This window comes from Lonepinella koalarum (assembly GCF_004565475.1).
GTDB lineage: Bacteria > Pseudomonadota > Gammaproteobacteria > Enterobacterales > Pasteurellaceae > Lonepinella > Lonepinella koalarum.
Map to the genome: position 1 here is coordinate 92,246 of NZ_SRHX01000007.1, position 25,656 is coordinate 117,901.

A 25,656-nucleotide genomic window follows, 5' to 3' on the forward strand; every position below is an offset into this window, starting at 1 on the left:
GCGAAAAAAGTGACAAAAGCCACGAGCAAAAAAGCCGAAGTAGATGCTGAGCCGACGAAAAAAACGGTTAAAGCTAAAACTGCGCCAAAAGTAGTAAAAGAGAAAGTAGCAACAGTAAAAAAAGCAACAGTGAAAACTGAGGCTACTACAACAAAAACAGCTAAACCAAAAGCTAAAAAAACGGCTGAAGAATAACAGATAGGGAATGTAATAGCAGAAATGGGACATTTAAATGTGCCATTTCTGAATATTATCATTAATATTAATGGATTATTTAAAATTATTATTGTTATGAGCACGTTATTAGGGGCGAATATTGAAATTCGCAATAATCAACAAGGGGTTAGTTTTGCCCTATATTCCAGCCAAGCAAGCAAAATAGAATTATGTTTATTTGATTCGGAAGATAATGAAAAACGCTTTGTCATGAAAAAAAATGAACAAAATATTTGGCATTGTTGGATTGCTGATGTTGATGAGGGGGCTCAATATGGTTATCGTCTTTATCCTAAAGATGGCATTAGCCTAAATAACCCTAACAAATTAATGTTAGATCCTTATGCCAAAAGGGTTGTAGGAAAACCAGATTTATCGACGGCGGATAAAAGATCATGGTTTTTATTAAATGATCGACGTGATAATGCCAAATTGGCACCCAAAGGGGTGGTGACCAGTTCATCCAATTTTGATTGGCAAGGGGATAAGCCGTTACAAACGCCGTGGGAAAAAAGCATTATTTATGAATTGCATGTTAAGGGGTTTACTAAATTACGTGAAGATTTGCCAGCTCATATTCGTGGCACCTATGCAGGTCTCGCGCATCCGAAAAGTATTGCTTATTTGCAATCTTTAGGGATAACGGCAGTTGAATTATTACCAGTGAATTTTTTTGTTAATGAACCACATTTACAAGAAAAAAGATTAAGTAATTACTGGGGTTATAATCCGTTAGCCATGTTTGCTTTAGAAACTACTTATGCAGCGACAGATAACCCAATGGATGAATTTAAACAAGCGGTGAAAGCTTTGCATCGAGCCGGTATTGAAGTAATTTTAGATGTGGTATTTAACCATACTGCTGAAGGGGAAAAACATTTTCCGACCTTTAGTCAACGTGGAATCGACGATCAAACCTATTATTATCATAATGATCAAGGTTATTATGAAAACTGGACAGGTTGTGGCAATACGTTAAATTTATCTACCCCACAAGGACGAGCATGGGTGCTTGATTGTTTAAAATACTGGGTGGAAGAATATCATATTGACGGTTTCCGTTTTGATTTAGCGTCTAGCTTGGGAAGAGAACAACCGTATTTTAATCCGCAAGGTTTGTTATTTAAAGCCATTGAAAACGATCCGATATTAAGCCGCTGTAAAATGATTAGTGAACCCTGGGATTTAGGTGATGGAGGCTATCAGGTAGGAAATTTTCCAAGCTATTTTGCTGAATGGAATGACCGTTATCGTGATGATATTAAGCGTTTTTGGTTGTGGAAAAGTGGGGCATTGGGGACTTTTGCCGAACGATTAGCGGGTTCAAGTGATATATATCGTAAAGCGAATCAGTTACCCTACAAAACCTTGAATTTTATCTCCGCGCATGATGGTTTTACGTTACGTGATTTGGTTAGTTATAACTATAAACATAATTGGGCGAATGGTGAAAATAATTATGATGGACACAATGAAAATTACAGTTATAACCACGGTATAGAAGGTTTTACGGAAGGTTTGCCTAAAAATGAGCAGAATACGGTAGAAAAACAACGTTTTTTAACCAGTGTGGCTTTATTACGTACTTTATTACTATCTAATGGTACGCCAATGTTATTAGCGGGTGATGAATTTGGTAATACGCAATATGGTAATAATAATGCCTATTGTCAGGATAATCAGATTACTTGGTTGAAGTGGTCAATGTTTGAGCGAGACTTATTTGTAGCGACACAACAAGCCATTCAATTACGTAAAAAAATTCAAAGCCTAACCAATGGACAATGGTGGAATACACAGAATGTAAATTGGCTTAATGAATCTGGACATAGCTTGCAAGTAGAAAACTGGCAAAACTATGCAAGTAAAGCAATACAAATTTTATTAGATGATAAATGGTTATTGGTAATCAATGCCAAAGATGATTTACAAAATTTCATTTTGCCAGATGGTAAATGGCAAATGCTAGTTTCTAATCGAACTCAGTTGTTAAAAGGGCAAGTTTTATTAGTAGAAACCTTAGATTTTTGTATATTGCAACGAAAATAAGTGATTTTTTTAATTAAATTTTCAAAAGTTTGAACTTTGTCACAGAAAATTAATTTTATTTTTTGTATAGTGTAAGCAGATTATTGATTAGTCCTTATTTTGAACTGAAACGATTAGCCCGCAATTTTATCTATGGAGAATAATTATGAGTAGCAAAGTAGCAGTACCTAACAAATATGAACTTGTTAAAGAAACTTTAGTGTTAATTTTAGCAGGTGGACGCGGTTCTCGTTTACACGAATTAACGGATAAACGTGCCAAACCAGCACTTTATTTTGGTGGTAATCGTCGTATTATTGATTTCGCTTTATCAAACTGTATTAACTCGGGATTAAACCGTATCGGTGTGGTAACACAATATGCGGCACATTCTTTGTTACGCCATTTGCAAACAGGCTGGTCTTTCTTACCACAAGAACGAGGTGAATTCGTTGACATGTTACCTGCACGCCAACAAATTGATAATTCTACTTGGTATCGTGGTACAGCGGATGCTGTGTATCAAAATATGGAAATTTTGAAACATCATTATCAACCGAAATATGTGTTAATCCTTGCTGGTGACCATATTTATAAACAAGATTATAGCCAAATGATTCTCGACCATGTCACCAGTGGTGGAAAATGTACGGTGGGTTGTATTGAAGTACCGCGTTCAGAAGCATCTGAATTTGGGGTGATGGCGGTTGATGAAAACTTAAAAGTTAAAGATTTTATTGAAAAACCAAAAGATCCTCCGGCGATGATTGGTAAACCAGATACATCTTTAGCATCAATGGGTATTTATGTGTTTGATGCGGATTATTTATATGACGTGTTAAAACGTGAAGTGAAATCTCCTTATACATCTCACGACTTTGGTAAGGATATTTTACCAAAATCCTTAGAAGAAGGTGTGTTATATGCTCATCCATTCAGTCGTTCTTGCATGGGGCGCAATACTGAAGGTGAAATTTACTGGCGTGATGTGGGTACATTAGATAGTTTCTGGCAATCTAATATTGACTTAGTATCAGAAAAACCACAATTAGACATTTATGATCAACGTTGGCCAATTCGTGGTAATCCTGTACAAACTTATCCGTCAAAATTCTTCTATAACAATCCGCATATTAAACCGGTAGATAATTCGTTAATTTCAGGTGGTTGTATGATTACGGATGCAAGTATTAGTTATTCTGTATTATTTGACCGCGTTAAGATTAAAGAAAATTCGAGTGTTGATCACTGTGTTATTTTACCTCAAGTAACTATTGGTAAAAATTGTGTATTAAGAAATTGTATTATTGATCGCCATGTGGTGATCCCTGACGACACACAAATCGGGCTTGATATTGAAGAAGATCGTAAACGTTTCCGTGTAAGTAGTACCGGAAAAGTTGTGTTAGTTACCGATTCTATGATTAAAAAATTAAATGGTGAAGACGTTAGTTCTGACGAAAATTTAGATTAATTATTTTATAGCCCCCAATTTATTTCCCCCTGCTTGCGGGAGAGATACATTTGAAAGATAATGGGGGCTAAATTAAGGAAACATAAAATTAAATGAGAGTATTACACGTTTGTTCTGAATTATACCCTTTACTTAAAACCGGTGGATTAGCCGATGTCATGGGAGCATTGCCTTTTGCACAAAAAGAAGAGGGCACTGATGCTCGGGTGTTATTACCGGGTTATCCCGCTATTTTTGCGGGCATTCCTGAAACCTATGTAGTCGCAGAGTTTTTCAATTTTGCCGGTCATATTTTATTACGTTACGGTGAATACAATGGTGTAGGTGTTTATATTATTGATGCTCCACATTTATATGATCGTCCCGGCAATCCCTATCATGATCAATGGTATCAGGATTACACCGATAACTATAAACGCTTTGCCTTATTAGGTTGGGTAGGGGCAGAATTAGCAACTGGCTTAGACAATTGGTGGCATGCTGAAGTTGTACATTCTCACGACTGGCACGCAGGGTTAACCAGTGCGTATTTGTATAACAAAGGTAAACCAGCTAAATCGGTATTTACCATTCATAACTTGGCTTATCAAGGTCGATTTGATTATCGTCATTTATATGAAATTGGGTTACCTGCCGGCATGTTCCATGTGGATGGTTTAGAATTATATGGCGAAATTTCTTATTTGAAAGCGGGCTTATATTATTCTGATGCAGTGACAGCCGTGAGTCCAACCTATGCCAAAGAAATTACTCGACCTGAATTTGCTTATGGTTTGCAAGGTTTGCTTGGCACCTTAGAATATCAAGGTCGCTTACATGGTATTTTAAACGGCGTAGATGAAAAAATCTGGCATCCAAATAACGATCCTTATATTACCGATCACTATAAATTAAAATTTATGGCGGGTAAGAAAAAAAATAAGGAACAATTACAGGCTCATTTCAATTTACCGCTAAATCCTAATGTGCCGGTTTTTGTGATGATTACTCGTTTAACCGAACAAAAAGGCGTGGATTTATTACTTGAAACCACCGATGAAATCGTAAAACAAGGTGGACAACTGATTGTATTAGGTTCTGGCGCTCAGCACTTTGAACAAGGGCTATGGGGGCTAACTCAATATTATCCGCAAAATGTAGCGGTTAAAATCGGTTATGATGAAGCCTTATCTCACTTAATGGTTGCAGGTGGCGATGTTATTTTAGTACCAAGCCGTTTTGAACCTTGTGGGTTAACCCAATTATATGGTTTAAAATATGGTACATTACCTTTAGTGCGAGCTACCGGTGGACTCGCAGATACCGTGGTGGACAGCACTAGCGAAAACATTAAAGCAGGAATTGCCACCGGATTTGTGTTTGAACATGCTGATCCACAAGGCTTACGTTATGCCTTAAATAATGCCTTTGCATTATGGCAAAAACAACGTTTATGGGTTAATGTAAGAGCTAATGCGATGGCCCAAGATTTCAGTTGGGCATTAGCTGCTCGCAGTTATCAAACACTTTATGACAGAATTTAGTTGTAAAAGTCACCAAAGTGCGGTTAAAATACCGCACTTTTTATTATTTAGCTAAGGATTATTTCTATGCAAGAAATGCAAATTTATGCACGTCCGTCTAATGACGTAGAATCGTTGAAAAAAGCTATCGTCTATAAATTAGTTTATCTAATCGGACGTTCACCAGAAGAAGCCAGCCAACGTGACTGGTTAAATGCCACTTTATTTGCTGTACGCGACTTAGTTACCGAAGGATGGATTTCTACTGCGAAAAAATCAAGAGCGAAAGATACTCGTCGAGTTTACTATCTCTCAATGGAGTTTTTAATTGGTCGTACGCTTTCTAATGCGTTAATCGCTGAAGGTATTTATGACAGAGCGCAACAAGCATTACAGGAATTAGATATTGATTTGGAAGAAGTCTTAGCCAAAGAAGTGGATCCGGGCTTAGGTAATGGCGGTTTAGGTCGCTTAGCCGCGTGTTTTATGGATTCATTAGCGACCTTATCCATTCCAAGTATGGGTTATGGTATTCGTTATGAATACGGTATGTTCAGACAACGCATTGTGGATGGTCGTCAAATTGAAAAACCAGATGCATGGTTAGAAAAAGGCGTGCCTTGGGAATTTATCCGTCCATCTAAACGGTTCAAAATCCGTTTGGGAGGTCATGTTTATTTTGAAGGCAAAAAATGTATTTGGAAAAATGATGAAGAAATCACCGCACTTGCTTACGACCAAATGATACCGGGGTTTGAGAATGATAGTGCAACCACGTTGCGTCTTTGGTCTGCTCATTCAGGCAGCACGTTCAATTTAGCCGATTTTAATAAAGGTGACTATTTCCGGGCAATGGAGAAACGTTCTTCCTCTGAAAATGTTTCAAGAGTACTTTATCCAGATGATTCAACAGAGGCTGGTCGTGAGCTACGTTTACGTCAAGAATATTTCCTTGTGTCAGCCTCTTTGCAGGATATTTTAAAACGCCATTTACGTATGCACGGCACTTTCGATAACCTTGCAGACAAAGTAGCAATCCATTTAAATGACACACACCCAGCGTTAGCCATTCCTGAATTAATGCGTATTCTAATTGATGAAAACGGTTATACTTGGGAAAAAGCATGGCAAATGAGTTGTCACATTTTCTCTTATACTTGCCATACCTTAATGTCAGAAGCCTTAGAAACTTGGCCAGTAGAAATGATGGCGAAAATCTTACCTCGTCATTTACAAATGATTTTCGAAATCAACGATTATTTCTTAGAGCACGTGAGAAGTAACGTAACCACAGATGAAGAATTTATCCGTCGCGTGTCTTTAGTAGAAGAGGGGGATGTACGTAAAGTACGCATGGGCTGGTTATCCGTAGTTGGTTCACACAAAGTGAATGGGGTAGCGGCGATCCATTCTGATTTAATGGTGACATCCACTTTTGCAGATTTCGCTCGTATTTATCCTGAACGCTTTACCAATGTGACAAATGGTATTACACCACGTCGTTGGATTGCAGTAGCAAACCCTGATTTATCTACTTTATTTGATAAATACATTGGCAAAGAATGGCGACGTGATTTAACTCAACTTGAATTGTTCAAAAAACATATTCAAGATCCAGAAGTAAAAAAAGCTATTCCAGCAATTAAACGTGCTAACAAAGTTCGCTTAGCGAATTATGTGAAAAAAGAATTAGGCGTAGAGTTAAATCCAGATGCCTTATTTGATGTACAAGTTAAACGTATTCACGAATACAAACGCCAAAGTTTGAATGTTTTACATATTGTTGCTCGTTACAATGAAATGTTAGCAAATCCAGAAAAAGACTGGACACCACGCGTATTTATCCTTGCCGGTAAAGCCGCATCGGCTTATTATGTGGCCAAACAAACCATTAATTTAATTAATGATATTGCTAACGTCATTAATAATGATGAACGTTTACAAGGTCGTTTAAAAGTGGTCTTTATCCCGAATTACAGTGTAAGTCTTGCTCAAATCATTATTCCGGCGGCAGATATTTCTGAACAAATTTCATTAGCCGGTACCGAAGCATCTGGCACAAGTAATATGAAATTTGCGCTAAATGGTGCATTGACAATAGGGACGCTAGATGGGGCAAATGTCGAAATATTACAAAATGTAGGCGAAGATAATATCTTTATCTTTGGTAACACTGTTGAACAAGTGGAAGAACTACGCCGTCATGGTTACCGTCCATTTGATATTTACCAATCGGATCAACAGTTACGCGATGTCATCGACCAAATCAGTTCAGGTTATTTCTCGCCAAATGATCCTAATCGTTATCAAGACTTATTATTAAATGGTTTAAACTATCACGATTATTACCAAGCTTTTGCAGATTTCCGTAGCTATATCGAAACTCAAAAAGCTGTAGATGAGAAATACAAAGATCAAGAAGCTTGGGTGAACAGTGCGTTACAAAACATTGTTAACATGAGTTTCTTTTCATCTGACCGTACCATTGCGGAATATGCAGAAAAAATCTGGAAAATTAAGCCATTGAAGTCAGCGTAATTGATAGTGTGGTAATGTAAAAAATGCGGTGAATTTTCACCGCATTTTCATTGATAATTTAAGGATTATTTCAACCATTTATTAGTTAAAGTGCCTGCCACCATTGCACCATTAACATTTAATGCTGTGCGTCCCATATCAATTAACGGTTCAATAGAAATGAGTAAGCCGACTAACGCTAGGGGAAGATTTAAGCTAGATAATACTACAATTGCGGCAAAAGTTGCGCCTCCACCGACACCAGCAATACCAAAGGAAGAAATAGCAACCACTAAAATTAAGCTCAGAATATATTGTACGGTAAAAGGGTCGATTCCTACTGTTGGAGCGACCATAACAGCTAACATTGCTGGGTAAATTCCAGCACAACCATTTTGTCCAATGGTAGCACCAAAGGTGGCAGAGAAATTTGCAATTACACTTTTATTGCCTAATTTGTCTATTTGGGTTTCAATATTCAACGGGATAGATGCGGCACTTGAACGGGAAGTAAACGCAAAACTCAATACGGGTAACACATTTTTAAAATAGTTAAACGGATTAATACCAGAAAAAGCAAGTATTACACCGTGTACAATAAACATTAATAAAATTGCTAAATAGGATGCAATAATAAAGCTACCTAAATTTACAATATCTTCCCATTTAGATGTAGATGCCATTTTTATCATTAAGGCAAAAACACCATAAGGCGTTAAGCGAATCACAAAACGAACTAAACGCATGACTAATTGATTTAGTGTATCAACACCTTGAGCAATACGATTACCTAATTCTTCGTTTTCTTTACGTAAACTTAATGTTGCAATCCCTAATAAAGCAGAGAAAATAACGACACTAATAATAGATGTTGGATTAGCGCCGGTGAGTTCTGCAAACGGATTTTTCGGAATAAAAGAGAGGAGTATAGTAGGCACACTCAAATGACTAACTTGATCTACGCGACCATCCACTTTAGCTTGAGCCGCTAATTCACGTTCACCCACAATTAAACCATCTGCAGATAAATCAAAAATATAAGTCATTGCAATACCGATAGCGGCGGCAATTGCAGTGGTGACTAATAAGACACCAAGTACGCTGAAACTGATTTTACCTAATGAGCTTGCTTGATTTAATTTAGTAATAGCTGAAAGAATAGAAACAAAGACTAATGGCATCACAATCATTTGTAATAATCGCACGTAACCATTACCGACTAAATTAATCCAATCAAGAGCGGTGTCAATGAATGATTTTTCCGTAAAGGATTGTAGCGTAGTTCCAAATAATAAACCTAAAACTAACGCCACAAGCACCGTTAAACCTAATTTTTGATGTTTACGATACAATACATTTAAACCATAAAGTATAGCTAAAAATGCAACCAAAGTAACAATCAGCATTTTATTAATTCCTTATAAATGAAAATAGAAAAATAAGGGAGTAATGATACCAGAATGCTAAAAATAACGTTATTACCATTTCGGTATAACTTATAACTAAATAGAATCACAATAAATGTGACATTGTCACTTATGCTAATAAAATAGTGTAGATGGTAAAATATAATCGCGGTCAAAAAATTCAATATTTTTTGACCGCGATTTTTTATTTGGAATTTACTGTAATATGCTTTAACACAGGATCTTGTTCATGTACAGCCAATATATTAATACCTTGTGAAAAGATACGATAGCCTAATGGAATCAAAAGATTATTGACGGGTTGTAAGCCAGTTTTTAGAATTTCTACCAACATAATTGGCTTAAATCGTTTAATTAAGTTTAAACCACTTTTTAATACTTCTTCCTCCATGCCTTCTACATCCATTTTAATAAAGTCCAATCGTTGTAATTCTAAACTGTCTAAGGATAATAAAGGGACTTTGATTTTTTCTGCATGTTGATAATCAATATTTTGACCGATAAATTCAGAACGAGCTAATGGTTTTAATTCAAAACTACCGAAAGAAGCGTGTTGATTGTAATCCAATTTAGGAATAAATAAGAATTTCTCTTGGCTATCATCACCTAATGCAACATTTAATGCCCTGACATTAAAGCAATTATTAATCGCGATATTACCGGCTAAGGCGTAATAAATTCGTTCCTGAGCTTCAAAAGATAATACATTTCCCCAATGTGTCATTTCATTTCCCCAAGCAATAGAATGCGCCCCGATATTTGCGCCGCAATCTAATGCTTGAACGCCATCACCATAATATTGACGACGTAAACGTAATAATTGCAAAGCAAGATTAATCTCATGCTGATCAAATTCCGATGTCGTCAAATATTGATAGCCTACGCCAAAATATTCTCCGTTCGCATTAGATGTATAATCCTGCCGATTTAAAATCATCGTTCCAGTGTGGGTTGATGCAAGAATAAAAGAGATAGGACGAGTAGTACGGTTATCAATGGAGTTCGATGTGTCGTTAATTGGTTGATTAGGCATTTTGAGTGAACTCCTATCTTAAGTAAAGGGATTTTTTAATTATTTTATCGTTATTCTAACATAATTAATTTTATTCAGATAAAAGTAAAAAGTACAGTGAAAATTCACCGCACTTTGAACAAAATTAGAGCAGCATCAAAAATAATAAACCTTGGAATTAAAACTGCGAATATCGTTGAATCTAAAATTTCTAAATCGTTTAAATATTTATTTAGTAACGCTGTCACTTATAGCAAATTAAGAAGTTCAGTAAAAAAATCTGACGATAAGTTATATTCATTTATTTTCAGATTTTACGTAGCACTATCAATATAACTTTCATACTTAAATAAATCCAAACTAGAGTAGTTATAATTGTGACATTTCAATTGCTATATTTAACATAATATACATTATGCGAAATCTGTTATAAGGTTAGCAGATACTACGAATTAAATAAATCACAGAGTTATCAACAGTCACGTTGTAGCAGTTAAACGAGACAAATTAAGGGATGAAATGACTATGTAACGCAGAATTTTATGAAATTATTAACAACAAATAATAAAAAGCACTAGTTAAGAAAGACAATTCCTTAGGCAATGCTATGCAAAATCTGAGAATTCTTTGTTGAGATTCTAGTTACAAAATTTATCTATGTAGATGCTGTTTAATAAAATAATACTTATGACATGAGCTAAATATAAAAAACGCTTATGTACATAAATACATGAAGCGTTTTTGTTTTATTCTTGTTTATTTTGTTATGATGTCATAAAAATCACAGCAATTTTGATGCATACTCATAAACCGAATGTAGTAACTGCAATTTCTCTTCATCGTTACTGTATTCTTCAATCAGGTTTTGCATTTTTTGCTCAAAATCCACCGCAGTTTTTTCCAATTTACGGCGGCGGTAGCGTTCCCATTGCAATTGTTCGCCACGATTTAAGGTTTTGAAAAAATGTCTAGCACGGTAATGAAACAGCAACTGCTCTACCCTGTCATCTTCAAAGGTTAAGCCATGATTGGCGAGTTGTTCGGGCGTGAGTTCTCGCAAAATATGTTGATTGTTGCGATCATTTTGGCTGAAAAAGCCACGATATAACTGGGTTTCTACATTATCATTGAGTTCAAAAAAGCGTTCTTCGGCAAAAATCTGCTCCATTTTTGACCGCAGTTCAGGGGATTGTCGCAGTTTTTGCAAGTTGGCAAGGCAATATTGGCGGTCAATACCTAAACGTTCAGCATTTTCAGGCAATAACACTTTGGCAGGGGCAAGAATCGGGCATTTATTGAGATGCACCAATTTCAACGGCACGGGCAAAATCCCCTGTTCTTCTAGCTCGGATTTTTTGGTATATAAATGTGTTCGCAATTCATCGGCGGATTTCGTGAGTAAATCATCGATATTTTGCGACAAATCGCACACAATTAACGCATTTTGATTGGTGGGATGCCACGCCAGCGGGGCAATCCAAGTGCAATTGCCCCGATAATTACCCAGCATGCCAGAAACATGCACCAGTGGGGTCATTTCTGCTACATTCACCAAGGTTTCCAAGGCTTTTTTTCCCCGATAATTAAAGAAAAATTGAAAGAATTTCGGCTGTTTTTGCTTAATTAATTTTGCCATGGCAATGGTCGCATACACGTCCGCCATGGCATCGTGGGCGTTGCGATGTTCTATGCCGTTGGCTACGGTCAATTTTTCCAAGCGGAAACTTGGGTTTCCATCTTCATCATACGCCCATTCAATGCCATCAGGACGTAACGCATAACAAGCCCGCACCAAATCCAGCAAATCCCAGCGAGAATTGCCGTTTTTCCAGCTGTATTCGTACGGATCAATAAAATTGCGATAAAAGGTGTAACGGGTCATTTCGTCATCAAAACGAATATTGTTATAGCCAATAATGCAAGTGTTCGGTTGGCTAAATTCCGCTAAAATTTGAGCAGCAAATTCAGGTTCGCTCACGCCTTTTTCATTGCATTCTTGCGGCGTAATCCCCGTCACCAACACCGCTTCGGGACTCGGCAAATAATCATTGGTTTGCTTGCAATACAACATCACAGGCTCGCCAATAATATTAAACTCGCTGTCCGTACGAATGCCCGCAAATTGGGCGGGACGGTCTTCGGCTGGGCTTATGCCGAAACTCTCAAAATCGTAGAAAAAATAGCTAAATTCGTTGTTCATCAGTTACAATCTTAATAACAAAATAGCGAGAATACCCAATGCAATACCGGCAATATTCACTTTGCTAATGCGTTCTTTGAAAGCAAACGCCCCGATAATCGTACCAAGACAAATCACCCCCACATCCATGGTGGCGTAAACAATGGTCGGGCTTTCTTTGTAGAATTGGTGGGCTTTGATATAAAACAAAATATTGCCAAAATTCAGCACGCCAAGAACAATCCCCGCCAGCAAACTCGGGGCTGTCCATTGGGTGCGTTTAATCAATAAATAAGTGAACATAATCACCATGGCACAGGCGAAAGACATAAACAAGCTCACGCCGCCATCCCCTTGCAAGGCGATGATTTTAAACAAAATCCCCGTTGTCCCCCAAATTAACCACACACCAGCCAGCGACAACGCAGCAATTTTGGCATTACCCAGACTGCCAGCAGGTTTATACAACAAACCAAACAAGGCAAAAAACGCCACAATCACGCCGTAAGTTTTCATTTCCGTAATGGCTTCGCCGAAAATTACCACTGCCGCAATAATTTGCAAAAACAACGCCAAACGCTGTGCCGCATCAGTTCGCACAATTCCGCCATGCTCCACCGCTTTGGACATAATAATAAAACCCAAAGGCAACAACACACCAAGGGTTAAGAAAATCCAGTTCGATTCACTTTGCAACACATATTCCGTGAAGCCCAACCCTTTAAAATCAGGGGTAAGCAAGAAATAAGTCAGCGACAACGCCACCACATAACCAAAGGCAACCATTTGCTCCGTTGTGACATTGTAACGTTTTACCAGTTTGAATAACACAGAAACCGACACACTACAAAGAATGGCGAGAATGAGAAAATGCATAAAAATTCCTAATATTAAAAATAATCTAAATTTGTAGGGGAGCATCTATGTATTCGCATAAAAATCACGCTCCGAATTTAACGGGCGGATACATCGATCCGCCCCTACAATTACACTGTTCTGTATTGTAACGAATTATCCATGCTTTCTCAATTTATTAATTTTTTGTGATTTTACTTTCAGGATTGAAAATCTAATGTGAAATTCTAAGATAACTCACAGCTAGTCACTCAAAAGGTATTAACAAAGGGGCTATTTAAACACTTCAGAATGCGTATTCATTCTTGCTAAATACAAATCGTCACCTTGATACCGATAAATCAGCACAAGGTCATTGGCAATATGGCAATCTCTAAATTATAGCCAATTTCCTTTTAATAGGTGATCTTTGTATTTTTCGGGTAAAGGTTTATGATTCTGCAATAAATACATTACTTCCACAAATCCGGGGTAACCGCTACTTCAAGAAATTTTGCGAGATCACGCTTGAAAGCCTTACTGTAAACGATGTTCATGTTTGATATTCTCAACTAACTCATCAATTGAACCAACAATCTCACCTTTCCCGTCCATAAGTTCTTGCATGGCAACCATGGTGGCTTTATTGGGTTCAGGTTCATAGTCAAGACTAACAGGAATCGTATTGGTTTCTGCAACTTGCTGTAAGAACATTTTAATCGCTTGAGCAGGGTTTAATCCGTAGTTTCTAAACACATTGAATGCTTGTTCTTTGAGTGTTTCATCTAAGCGGAATGTATAAGAAGTCATCTTCAATTCTCCTATAAAATGTAAGACATTTGTATTACATTGTAAAAGAACTGAAAAAATTTGCAATGTATTTTATGAATAACGCACGACTAGTCACCCAAAAACCTTAATTTTGTGATCTTGATTCCAAAATTTGCCTTTGCCATTATTATTTTTCCATACTTCGATTATTATTGAGCCTGTATGCTGTATTTGTTGTGAATTATAATTTACAGTTTGTTGTGCTTGATTTATAATTCAAAGGTTAAAAACGATATTAAAAAAGCCAAACAACTCGCACAACAACTGGGGGGATAATTTATGCTTGAATTACAAGATTTTGATATAGCAGAACATTTAAAAAGCGAAGAACAAATTCAGCTTTACTTAAATGAAATATTACAAGAAGATAACGTGGAATTGATTTTGTCTGCCTTGGGGGATATTGCCCGAGCAAGAAATATGAGCCAAATTGCTCGTGATGCGGGTGTCACCCGAGAAGGTCTTTATAAAGCCTTATCTGGGAAAGGCAATCCCACTTTTTCAACGGTGCTAAAAGTGATGAAAGCATTGAATTTGCGGTTGGAAATTAAACCAAATAGACTTGCTCAAACAGCCCTAAATTAACGAGTCTACGTTAAAATTTTTTAGCCTAGGCTCGGCTTGTGAAAAATCATTAATAAGCCCAATTCCAGTAGGGGCGAATCTATGTATTCGCTCCTACATCGCTACATCTGTCTTCCGTCATCTGTCATCTGTCTTCTGATCCCCAAATCCTCGAAGTCCAACAACGTGAACCTGCTCTTGATTCCCCGAAATTTTCCGTACCAGTTTATAAGTCGTGCCTTTTTCTGGGCTGATGTTTTCAGGGGCGGCGATTAATAATTGCATATCCAACCGTTCGCAGAGTTCAAACAGCGTGGAAATGGATTTGCCATCCAAACGTGCGGCTTCATCAAGGAATAACAAGCGACAAGGCACAATGTCTTTTCCCCGAATACGGCGGCTTTCTTCTTCCCAGCTTTGCACCACCATTAACAAGATCGACATTCCCGTACCAATGGCTTCACCTGTTGATAATGCCCCACTTTCGGCACGCAACCAGCCGTCTGCACCACGGAACACTTCCACTTCTAAATCCAAATAATTGCGGTAATCGAGCAATTCTTCGCCGATGGTTTGGGCGGTACGTTGCCCCATATCAATATGCGGATTAATGCGTTGATAGAGTTTCGCCATTGCTTCTGAGAAGGTGATGCGGTTGTCGCTAAATAAATCTTGATATTCCTGCTGTTCGCCTGATAAGGCATCTAACAGCATGGCGTGGGTATCCCGAATATTGACCACCAACCGCACGGATTTTACTTGACCAAAGGAAATATTTTGTAATCCTTGGTTGAGCTGACGAATGCGATTTTGTTCACGTTGAATGGTTTTTCGCATAATGTTCGCCACACTTTCTGAGCTTATCGCCAATTTTTGTTCACGCCCTGTGAGTTCGTCCGTTAAGCGGTTAAGCTCAATTTCCATTTGTTCAATGGCATCAATTGGGTCATCGGTTTTGATAATATCTTGACGAATCCGCTCACGCAAATGTTGATACACCGCAATAAAGAACCGCACTTTGTTTTCAGGTTTGCGGTTATCTTCCGACAAACGCAGGCTGTCACGCAGATATTCATTGTCTACCACTGCTTGGCGTAATGCCCCAAGGGCTTTATCCGACATTGAACGCAAATCGTCTGCGGATAAATAGGCAAGCTCACGGCGGTGTAGTCGTTTTTCCACATCGCTGTTGCGAGATAACCGCAACACCACGCACCAACTGGCTTTGGCGGCGACCACGATTTCACGTTGCTGTTTATAATCTCGCTCTGCTTTGCGAATACGGCGAGTTAAATTTTCTGCATCACTTTCAATCAAGGTAAGTTGTTTTTCCACATAAGAACGGCGTTGACGATTGGTGGAAAGTTGTTGATATAATTCATCTTTCCGCACTCTCGCACGATCTTCTGCTCCCTGATCGGCTCTTACGCCTAATTCGTTGACTTCGGTTAATAATTCTTTCAGCAAATCATTTTTACTGTTATACGCACTTTGCAACTGAATCATCACCTGATTATATTGGGCAAATTGTGCTTGTTTTTGGCGGAGCTGTTCACGTTGTTGCTCACGGCGTGCTTGGGTCTGCTCCAATTTCAACCGCAGTTGCTCATTTAGGCTGTTGCTTTCGGTTTGAATGGCATCATCATAGGCAAAATGGGCTTTGCGTTGCACCACGTCGGAAAGAGCAAAGATTTTCTGTTGCACCTGTTTTTGCATTGCCACCGCTTGGGCTAAATCGTCTTTTAAACGCTGGTAATTTTCAGGGTCGCTTTGCAAGCTGTTCGCAATCGGCTCTAATTGTGACAATGTCACGCCGTGATGGCGGATAAACAATTCATCTTGCTCAAGGTTATCCAACTGCTCCCGACATTCTTCAATGCGATCTTGCAGGCTTTCATCGGCAATCACGGCTAATTGCGGAATAATCCGATTGAGCAACTGCATTTTTTCTTTGGCTTGATCTAATTTCAAGCGTGCCTGTTGTTCGCCTGTGGAAAGTGCGGTTAATTCTCGCTCAATTTCATTGCGTTCCGCATTAATGGCTCGCAGACTTTCTTCTGGGTTTGGTAAGAACACCAAGGCTAAATGCAAGCCGACAAATTGGCTAAATTGTTGGTGTAAGCGTTGGCATTTTTGTACATCAAAGGCGGCTTCGGCGTATTTTTCTGTGACATTGTCACGCTCAATTTCCAATTCCGCTAAGTGTTTTTCCCGAGCCGCACGCCCGAACAATGGAATTTCAGGGAATTTGGAATAACGCACTTCCCTATCCGATACCTGCACCACCACCCCGTGTTCCAACTCATTGGCAGATAGCACGCTATCATCAAAGGCACTTGGATCGCCTTCAATTAAATACAAATCATCAGGGCAATCGTCTACATTGGCAAGTTGGGCTTTCACGGCGGCTAAATCACGCACCACAATGGCGTGGCGAGCAGGACCATAAAGGGCAGAGAAATACGGTGCATCTTCTATCGGCACATCATCGTAAAGTTCGGACAACAACACGCCGCCAAAACGCTCTGCCAACACATTCAAACGGGCATCTTCTGAGCCATCAGGTTGGCTTAAACGTGAAATCTGTGTTTCTAACTGTTGACGTTTTTGAGCTAACTCGTCCCGTTGTAGCGTAAACTCACGTTCTTTCACCAACAACGATTGCATATAATTCATCACATCTTGGCTGTCACCAAACTGCTCGCCTGATTGTTCGGTTAATCGTTCAAGTTCGGCTTGAGCCAATAACCACGCAGGGGCTTTTTGCGAATGTTCATTATAGGCTTGATTTAACTGCTCTCGTTTTTGACGTAAGGTAGAACGGTTTTCCACTTGATCGGAAAGTTCGGCTCCCAAATCGTCAATCAGGGCTTCTTGTTCGCTGTAAAATGCTTCCAACTCATCAGCGGTTTCCAACTGTGTGTTGGCACGTTGATTAAAATCTTTTAATAAACGCACCGCACTTTGTTGCTGGGCAAAACGCTGTTCCAATTCGTGCAATTTTGCTCGTAATTGTGGGGTTTGGGTGGCATTGAGTTTTTGGGTTGGATATTCACGCAACAGTTCTTTCGCTGATTCCCACGCCGCACTTCTTGGCACATCGCCCGCAATTTTGCACACCAATTGATAGGCTTTATCAAATTGCGATTTTGCCGCTTCAGAAATGGACATTTTATGCTCAAGCTCTAACACTTTTTCGGTCAGAATGTCCCCTTGAGCGGTAAATTCCTGCTGATAATCGTCCACATTTTTCACGCTCAAATCTGCCAATCCGCAGAGCTGTTTGGCTTTTTCTAACGCCGCAATGGCTTGTTGATATTGCAACGCTCGAGTTTGTTGGGCATCTAATGCTTGTTGATAATCGGCAAGCTGGCTGCGAATTTGATCCACTTCGCTTTCTAATTGCTCAAATTGGGCTTGGCTTTCTTCTAGCTGTTCTTGGCTCGTTTCTACCACCATTTTTTGTTCTTCAAGACGTTCGGTTAAGCCACCAATATCGTCTTGATAACGCTCAATTTTTTCTTGATGACGTAACGCATTGAGCACCAAATTTAAATGATCCGCTGCACTTTGATGATCTACTTCCAGCCCTTTTTCGCTTTCGGCTAATTCCTGAGCTTCACGGCTTAAATCAATTAAACGATGTTGCGACAACGCCTGTTCTGACTTAGCTTGATACCACTCACGGCGGAATTTCAAGGCATTTTCAATATTGCCCTGACGCTCATTGGCATTACGCATATAATCCGATGCTACATAATTGGTGGTTTCGGTAATCAAATGCTTAAATAAATCCCGATCCGCTTGGGTCAGTTTAATGGCTTCCAAGGTCATACGGTTTTCCCGCAACGCCGATTCCATATCTTGGAACGCCTTGCGAACGCCGAGATTTTCAGGCAATAAATAATCACGCAAGGATTTGGTGATGGCACTGGAAATCCCCCCGTACAGGGACGCTTCAATCAGTTTATAGAATTTCGCACGGTCACTGGATGAACGCAGACGTTTTGGAATAATCCCCAAATCAAACATCATTGCGTGATAATCGGCGATGGAATGATATTGCTTGAATTGTCCGCCAATATCGTCAATCTTGTCTTTAAGTTCGTTTAAATTCAACACTTTGGCTTGGCGATCATTGACCACTTCGGTGAAAATCGCAGTGGGATTGATGGATAATTCCACCCCTTGTAAACTAAAGGTTTTAATATCTACTTTCTTATCACGCCCTGCAATTTGCTGCAATCTTGCCCCCACCAAGGTGCGTTGATGACGTGAATTAAGGGTATCCAACACCGCATAACACACCCCAGGGCGAAGTTTACCGTGCAACCCTTTATCACGGGATCCGCCACTCGCCCCTGCTTCGGTGGTATTGCGGAAATGCAACAAGGTCAAATCAGGAATCAACGCCGTGACAAAACCTGCCATTGTGGTGGATTTCCCTGCTCCGTTACCACCCGACAGCGTGGTCACCAGTTCATCTAAATCAAAGGTGCGAGCAAAAAAACCGTTCCAGTTAATCAAGGTGAGCGAGCGGAATTTGCCCCGTTCTACCCCTGCTTGCGGTTGAAATGGCGAAACGGCGGTGAAAATTTCTTCTGTTTCTTCCTGCATTTCTTCTACCACATCTTGTTGGCTTAAATCATCTTGTTCTAATTCAAACTCTGCCATTATTCCGCCCCTTCTTCATTCTCATCTTGGCTATCATCAAAATCTTCGTCATTTTCCACCGCAGTTTCTTGATTGAATGCCGCTTTTCCCGCTTGCAACGACTGTGGAGTTGCCGCTTCACCGTCCCGAATCAAGCGTAATTGGGCTTCCAACGGATCATCCCCCGTCCGCACTTCCGCCCCAAAACGGAACACCGATTCGGAAATGGTAAACTTACCACTATTCTGCTCGCCCACCGTATGCAACATTCCCAAACGGCGTAACCGCCCAATGGCTGCTCGCACTTTTTCCGCCAGCTTTTGTTTATCCAAATCCGACCCACTGGCACGCAAATTAATCGCTTTCAGAAGTTTGGCTTCATCTGCAAGATTCAGCAACTCATCATACACTTCTTGCACCGAAAAAATCCCCTGTTGAGCCAGCCGTTCAGGGCTTAAATACAGATAACAAAGCACTTTCCCCACCAACATTTCCAGCTCCGACAACACGGAACGTGAAATCAAGGTCGTGGCTTTCGGTCGCAAATAGAAAAACCCTTCGGGGGCACGAATCAGCTCCACATTATAACGGCGATAAAAACTGTCTAATTCTGCCTGAAAATCGCCTAAAAACGCATAATTATCTAAATACTCTTGCCCAATATGCCGCCCCGCCCGCAACTGGCTATCCACCGCAGGAAATAGTGGATTGGCAATAGCGGCTGCCAATTTGGTTGAAATCACGTCTTGAAGATTGTCTGTCATTTTGTCTTCTCTTTCTTATTTAAATTCATCAATCACATTCGCCTGCACTTCTGCACCAGCGTTATTAATCGGTTGCCACGGGGAATAAATGCCCGAGAGATCTTGACTGGCTAAACCTAATCGCACCGCTTGATCCACGATAATGCGTGCCACGTCAAAATGGCGAGAAAGCGGATAATGTTCAAGCTGTTGTTTTAACACAAGGCTTAAATCAATCGGTTGATTGTGTTCACGTTGGGCGATGAGCAAGGTTTGCATCGTTTCTACAATTTGATCGTGCAAGTCTGTAAGCTCTTCATACTGCAATTCATCTGGCAATTCACCAAGTGCATCTTCATCTCGCAACAGCAATTCTTCATCACGCAAATCAATCAAGCGTTCCGCTTGAGCCGTCCACAAATACCACGGTGCATCAAAATAATGATGAATAGAATTTCGTAGCCGTTGGCTAAACACCCGATTTTTATCCATATCAATGGCAGTACGAATAAATTTATGCACATGGCGGTCGTAGCCGATCCACAAGTCAATGGCTTGCTGTCCCCAGCTGATAATGCGGTCAAGTTTTGCCTGCAAATCTACAATCAACTGGTCAATAAAATACAGCGTGCTATTCCCGATAATACAGTCTTGAATCCGCAGAAGTTGTGCTTGTAGCTTGTCGCCAGCAGCGTTTAAGGTGTCTTGCAATTCTCGCAAATTGCCCGATGTTTCATCTAACAACCGTTCACAGCTGGCAATCGCCGCTTGCCAATCTTTGCTTAACAAATCAGCGATTTCTTGCTTAATCCCCTGCTGATTTTCGTCCATTATACGTTGCGATAAATCAATGCTATCAAAAATCTCTGCCACGGAATATTTAAGCGGTGCAAACACATTTCGCCGCCAAAAATACGCATCTTCGTTTTTCCGCACACCTTCTTCAGCAGACTCTGATGCACGCTGAATTTCATCTGCCACAATAGCAAGCTGCACGGATAATCGTAGAGCGGAAAATTCACGTTGACGAATATAATAATCAGACACGCCCACACCCAACGGGGTCAAGCGGTAAATGGAAAGCCCTTCGGTGAAATCACTACTAAAACGGTTTAAAAACCGCTGTTTCACTAAATCATTAATGGCATTGTTGGCTCGGGTGACGACACTCTCAGAATACTCAAATTCAGAAGACACTTGACGGAAAATATCCACCAAATCAGATTCTTGCATCTCGCCGTCAAAACGTTCGTTATTATAAAGTGCAATGGCAAGTAAAAACGCTAGCCGTTCGGTGTTGAGCGATAGCGAAAATTCCCGCTCTCTCGCCCACGACACCAATTCAGGGATAGTTTGTGATGTTTCAGACATTAAAATTTCTCACAACTTGTAGGGTCTGTTGACCTTTTGGTTTGACCTATTTGCTAGAGCTTAATTTTAGCCAAATCAAGGCGGAAAACCTGCCGTTTGGTCATTCCAAACAAAGGTTTTTCAACGCCGAGTTGGCTAAAATTAAGCCTAGCCCTTTGGGTTGTGGCTAAAATCGCCACATCCCGCATCATAAAACTTGTGAATGGAATAACCATTCACTACGTTTTATTCCTTGCCTGTGACGATTTTAGCCGACAACAAATAGGTCAAACCAAAAGGTCAACAGACCCCAATAAAAATATAAAATTAGACAGGATTATACAGGATCTTTAGGGGGATTGTAAGGGGGGTAAAAAAGGGGATCGCTCCCCTATTTTTATGCCTAATTTTACGCCTATGCGTCTTTCAAATACTGCCGTAACACATATTGCAAAATGCCATCATTTTTATAGTATTCAATTTCAATGGCGGAATCTAGGCGGGCTTTCACCTTAAATTGCGTTTCTTTGCCACTGGGATGCACGGCTTTTACATCAAGCATTTTAAAGGGTTTTAAATCCTTGGCTAAGCCTGTAATGCTAAAGGTTTCCGAGCCGTCTAAACCAAGGCTTTCGGCATTTTCGCCCTCTTCAAACACCAAGGGGGCTATCCCCATGCCTACTAAATTACTGCGGTGAATCCGCTCAAAACTTTCCGCAATAATGGCTTTAATTCCAAGTAAAAATGTGCCTTTCGCCGCCCAGTCACGGGACGATCCAGAGCCGTATTCTTTACCCGCTAACACGATTAACGGCGTGCCGTCTTTGGCATAGGCTTGTGCGGTGTCAAACACAGTGTCCACCTTATCACTGGGGAAATGGCGACTAAAACCGCCCTCTTTATTGGCAATTTTATTTTTAATCCGCACATTAGCAAAAGTGCCTCGCATCATCACTTCATGATTACCACGCCGTGAACCATAGGAGTTAAAATCCACAGGCTCTACGCCTTGTTCTTGCAAATAACGCCCCGCCGCCGTTTCGGGTTTAAATGAACCTGCGGGCGAAATATGGTCAGTGGTCACGGAATCGCCTAAATACAGCAATACACGAGCATCTTCAATATCCGTAATCGTCTTGGTTTCAACGGTTAAATTATCAAAAAATGGTGCTTGTTTAATGTAAGTAGAGCTTTCATTCCATTGATAATTTTCACTTAAATCCACTTCCAAGTCTTGCCAATCAGTTGAACCATCAAAAATCACATCGTAAACTTGCTGAAAATCTTCTTGTTTTAAACAATCATGAATGGTCTGCACAATCTCGTCTCGACTTGGCCAAATATCTTTTAAAAAGACAGGGTTGCCATTGGGATCGGTGCCAAGGGGATCTTCTAATAAATTCAAATCCACTCGCCCCACTAAAGCATACGCCACCACCAACATCGGCGACATTAAAAAGTTCATTTTCACCTGTGGATGTACCCGTGCTTCAAAATTACGATTGCCCGACAATACCGATGCCACCACCAGTTCCCCTTGATCCACGGCATTAGCAATATGTTCTGGCAAAGGCCCAGAGTTACCAATACAAGAAGTGCAACCATAACCCACATTATAAAAACCTAAGGCATCTAAATCCGCATTTAAGCCCGAACGTGTTAAATATTGGGTGACCACTTTTGAACCTGGGGCAAGGGAAGTTTTCACCCAAGGTTGACTGGATAAACCTCGTTCCACCGCCTTGCGTGCCAACAAGCCCGCCCCAATCATTACCGCAGGATTCGATGTATTGGTGCAACTGGTAATGGCAGCAATCACGATATGACCATCGCTTAATGTATATTCTTGATTATTATGGGAAATCTGCTCGCTATGCAGGGTTTGACGATGATATTCGTTATCTAATAATGTTGTGACAGTGTCACCCAAATTTTTAACCAGCACTTTATCCTGTGGACGTTTTGGACCTGAAACCGTTGGCACTAAACTGTTTAAATCAAATTCCACCACGGAAGAATAGGTAATGTCTTCTTTCCCCGTACGCCACAATAAGTTCTCTTTACAGTATTTTTCCACTAATTCAATTTGCGCTGGCGTTCGATTGGTAGTGTGCATATATTCGAGCGTACGATCATCAATGGGGAAATAAGTCACCGTACAGCCAAACTCAGGCGACATATTAGAAATCGTGGCTCGGTCGGTGACGCTTAAACTGTCTAAGCCATCACCAAACACTTCCACAAATTTCCCCACCACCCCTTTATCACGCAATACTTTAGTAATGGATAACACCATATCCGTGGCAGTGCAATGATCAGGAATGCTGCCTGTGAGTTTTAATCCAATCACTTCAGGGCAAGTAAAGAAAATCGGTTGACCAAGCATAGCGGCTTCCGCTTCGATACCGCCCACACCCCAAGCAATCACGCCAATGCCATTGACCATAGGGGTATGCGAATCAGTTCCCACCAAAGTATCAGGAAATAACCAACCATCTCGAGCAATCACACCTTGCGCCAAATATTCTAAATTCACTTGGTGACAAATCCCCATACCGGGTGGCACTACAGTAAAATTCTTCAAGCCTTTTTGTGCCCATTTGAGTAATTCATAACGTTCTTTATTACGTTCAAATTCAAGAGACACATTTTTATCATAGGCAGCGTCTGTGCCGAAAAAATCCACTTGCACCGAGTGATCAATCACCAAATCCACGGGAATAGCAGGATTAATTTTCTCCCCGTCTTTACCATGACGCACATACTCTGCCCGCAGCGATGCCATATCCACCACCGCTGGCACGCCGGTAAAGTCTTGCATTAAGATGCGTGCAGGTTTAAAGGGAATATCTTTATCCACAGGTTCTGGTGACCAATTTAATAAGGTATCAATATGCTCTTGAGTAATACTAAAATCATCATGATTACGCAGCACATTTTCTAATAAAATACGGATACTAAAGGGCAGTTTGGCGACTTTGTCTGCGTCTAATTCCGCAAGCCCACTATAATGATACTGTTTTCCCTGTAAAGATAATTGTTTTATACATTTTGCCTTTGAATTATTCATTTTCCACTCCAATCAAAAATAACAAATAAGAATAAAAATCAATATTATCAATAAGATAATATCATATGTCTAGTTATAGCATAGTTTAGCTGAGAGATAAACCTTATTTTTCAATCTTGCCGATTTAGCCCTTTATCTCAAAATCTGCCCTCGCCCCTGCTTCGGTAGTTGAATAATTTCTAAGGGAATGATGAGTAGTAATTTTAATTTTTTATTGATATTTATGAATGCAATCCGTACCATACGCAAATTAATTTTAACGGATAACACCAATGATAACCGAACAATACAAAAAACAAACCTACAATCTGAACAAATTACAAAAACGCTTACGCCGTAATGTGGGCAATGCCATTGCAGATTTTAATATGATTGAAGATGGCGATAAAGTGATGGTTTGCCTGTCAGGTGGGAAAGACAGTTATACTTTGTTGGATATTTTGCTCAATTTAAGGCTAAACGCTCCTATTCATTTTGATATTGTGGCGGTCAATCTTGATCAAAAACAACCGGGATTCCCTGAGCATATTTTGCCCCAATATTTAGCTAGCATTGGCGTGGATTACAAAATTGTGCAAGAAAACACCTACGGCATTGTGAAAGAAAAAATCCCCGAGGGGAAAACCACTTGTTCGCTCTGCTCTCGCCTACGCCGTGGCATTTTATACCGCACGGCTACGGAACTCGGAGCAACCAAAATTGCCTTGGGGCATCACCGTGATGATATGTTGGCGACCTTATTTTTGAATATGTTTTACGGCGGAAAACTGAAATCCATGCCACCGAAATTAATCAGCGATGACGGCAAGCAAATTGTGATCCGTCCGTTGGCTTATTGTAAAGAAAAAGACATTGAAAAATACGCCATTGCGAAACAATTTCCGATTATTCCATGTAATCTTTGTGGTTCGCAACCGAATTTGCAGCGTCAAGTGGTGAAAGACATGTTGAATACGTGGGATCGCCAATATCCGGGGCGATTAGAAACCATGTTTAGTGCAATGCAAGATATTGTGCCGTCCCATTTGTGTGATGCGGAATTGTTTGATTTTAAAGGGATTAAAAAAGGTGTGGTAATTGATGGCATTGAGGGGGATTTGGCGTTTGATAAGGAAGAATTTTCTGCGGTGTCCTTGAATGATGAAAATGAAGATTTTGAGTTAGAGGGGAAAATTGCGTTTAGGGAAGTTATTTGATGAAATAAAGTGCGGTGGAAAATTGGAGAATACCTAGCACTGGCGTACTAGGTTAAGCAT

The 25,656-nt window shown here is 40.0% G+C and carries 17 protein-coding genes; 6 read left to right on the forward strand and 11 right to left on the reverse strand.

Features of this window, described 5'->3' with window-relative positions; all coding sequences use genetic code 11:
- Positions 1-291 precede the first annotated feature (291 nt).
- From glgX to E0709_RS09485, 4 genes are all read left to right on the forward strand, one after another.
- Positions 292-2,265 (forward strand): glycogen debranching protein GlgX, encoded by a 1,974-nt coding sequence (gene glgX / locus E0709_RS09470; protein WP_132301068.1) that lies wholly within the window; start codon positions 292-294, stop codon positions 2,263-2,265.
- Positions 2,266-2,410: 145 nt separating this feature from the next.
- On the forward strand, positions 2,411-3,718 hold the full coding sequence (glgC, locus tag E0709_RS09475; RefSeq protein WP_132300395.1) for a glucose-1-phosphate adenylyltransferase: 1,308 nt from the start codon (positions 2,411-2,413) through the stop codon (positions 3,716-3,718).
- Between the two features lie 92 nt (positions 3,719-3,810).
- Entirely contained in the window at positions 3,811-5,241 is a 1,431-nt protein-coding gene (glgA, locus tag E0709_RS09480; RefSeq protein WP_132300393.1) for a glycogen synthase GlgA, read from the forward strand.
- Between the two features lie 66 nt (positions 5,242-5,307).
- Positions 5,308-7,758, forward strand: coding sequence for a glycogen/starch/alpha-glucan phosphorylase (locus E0709_RS09485; RefSeq protein WP_132300391.1), 2,451 nt, complete (start codon positions 5,308-5,310; stop codon positions 7,756-7,758).
- Positions 7,759-7,823: 65 nt separating this feature from the next.
- Here E0709_RS09485 and E0709_RS09490 read toward each other — a convergent pair whose 3' ends face one another.
- The 6 genes from E0709_RS09490 to E0709_RS09515 all read right to left on the reverse strand — a co-directional run bounded on the left by E0709_RS09490 (position 7,824) and on the right by E0709_RS09515 (position 13,999).
- Positions 7,824-9,143, reverse strand: coding sequence for an L-cystine transporter (locus tag E0709_RS09490; RefSeq protein WP_132300389.1), 1,320 nt, complete (start codon positions 9,141-9,143; stop codon positions 7,824-7,826).
- Between the two features lie 205 nt (positions 9,144-9,348).
- A complete protein-coding gene (locus E0709_RS09495) occupies positions 9,349-10,197 on the reverse strand; it encodes an FkbM family methyltransferase (RefSeq protein ID WP_207905218.1) in 849 nt (282 codons plus the stop codon).
- Between the two features lie 760 nt (positions 10,198-10,957).
- Entirely contained in the window at positions 10,958-12,376 is a 1,419-nt protein-coding gene (gene sbcB, locus E0709_RS09500) for an exodeoxyribonuclease I (protein WP_132300387.1), read from the reverse strand.
- A gap of 3 nt (positions 12,377-12,379) precedes the next feature.
- Positions 12,380-13,231 (reverse strand): EamA family transporter, encoded by an 852-nt coding sequence (locus E0709_RS09505; RefSeq protein WP_132300385.1) that lies wholly within the window; start codon positions 13,229-13,231, stop codon positions 12,380-12,382.
- Between the two features lie 252 nt (positions 13,232-13,483).
- On the reverse strand, positions 13,484-13,558 hold the full coding sequence (locus E0709_RS12570) for a type II toxin-antitoxin system YafQ family toxin (RefSeq protein ID WP_243640850.1): 75 nt from the start codon (positions 13,556-13,558) through the stop codon (positions 13,484-13,486).
- Positions 13,559-13,726: 168 nt separating this feature from the next.
- Entirely contained in the window at positions 13,727-13,999 is a 273-nt protein-coding gene (locus E0709_RS09515) for a type II toxin-antitoxin system RelB/DinJ family antitoxin (RefSeq protein ID WP_132300383.1), read from the reverse strand.
- A 300-nt stretch (positions 14,000-14,299) separates the two neighbouring features.
- Between E0709_RS09515 and E0709_RS09520 the strand changes: the two genes are divergently transcribed.
- Positions 14,300-14,605: an addiction module antidote protein gene (locus E0709_RS09520; protein WP_132300381.1), complete on the forward strand. Its 306-nt coding sequence runs from the start codon at positions 14,300-14,302 to the stop codon at positions 14,603-14,605.
- A 117-nt stretch (positions 14,606-14,722) separates the two neighbouring features.
- Here the strand turns inward: E0709_RS09520 and mukB are convergent, their stop codons facing one another.
- From mukB to acnA, 5 genes are all read right to left on the reverse strand, one after another.
- Complete coding sequence (gene mukB, locus E0709_RS09525) at positions 14,723-19,258, reverse strand: chromosome partition protein MukB (RefSeq protein WP_132300379.1); 4,536 nt, start codon at positions 19,256-19,258, stop codon at positions 14,723-14,725.
- Positions 19,258-20,001, reverse strand: coding sequence for a chromosome partition protein MukE (gene mukE / locus E0709_RS09530; RefSeq protein WP_132300377.1), 744 nt, complete (start codon positions 19,999-20,001; stop codon positions 19,258-19,260). The genes mukB and mukE overlap by 1 nt, the downstream gene beginning before the upstream one ends.
- 15 nt (positions 20,002-20,016) lie before the next feature.
- A complete protein-coding gene (gene mukF, locus E0709_RS09535; protein WP_132300375.1) occupies positions 20,017-21,351 on the reverse strand; it encodes a chromosome partition protein MukF in 1,335 nt (444 codons plus the stop codon).
- 53 nt (positions 21,352-21,404) lie between these two features.
- A complete protein-coding gene (locus E0709_RS12315) occupies positions 21,405-21,566 on the reverse strand; it encodes a hypothetical protein (protein ID WP_153984663.1) in 162 nt (53 codons plus the stop codon).
- A 179-nt stretch (positions 21,567-21,745) separates the two neighbouring features.
- Positions 21,746-24,400, reverse strand: coding sequence for an aconitate hydratase AcnA (gene acnA, locus E0709_RS09540; RefSeq protein WP_132300373.1), 2,655 nt, complete (start codon positions 24,398-24,400; stop codon positions 21,746-21,748).
- 272 nt (positions 24,401-24,672) lie between these two features.
- On the opposite strand from acnA, the gene ttcA reads away from it, so the two are divergent.
- Positions 24,673-25,596 (forward strand): tRNA 2-thiocytidine(32) synthetase TtcA, encoded by a 924-nt coding sequence (ttcA, locus tag E0709_RS09545; protein WP_132300371.1) that lies wholly within the window; start codon positions 24,673-24,675, stop codon positions 25,594-25,596.
- Positions 25,597-25,656: the final 60 nt, after the last annotated feature.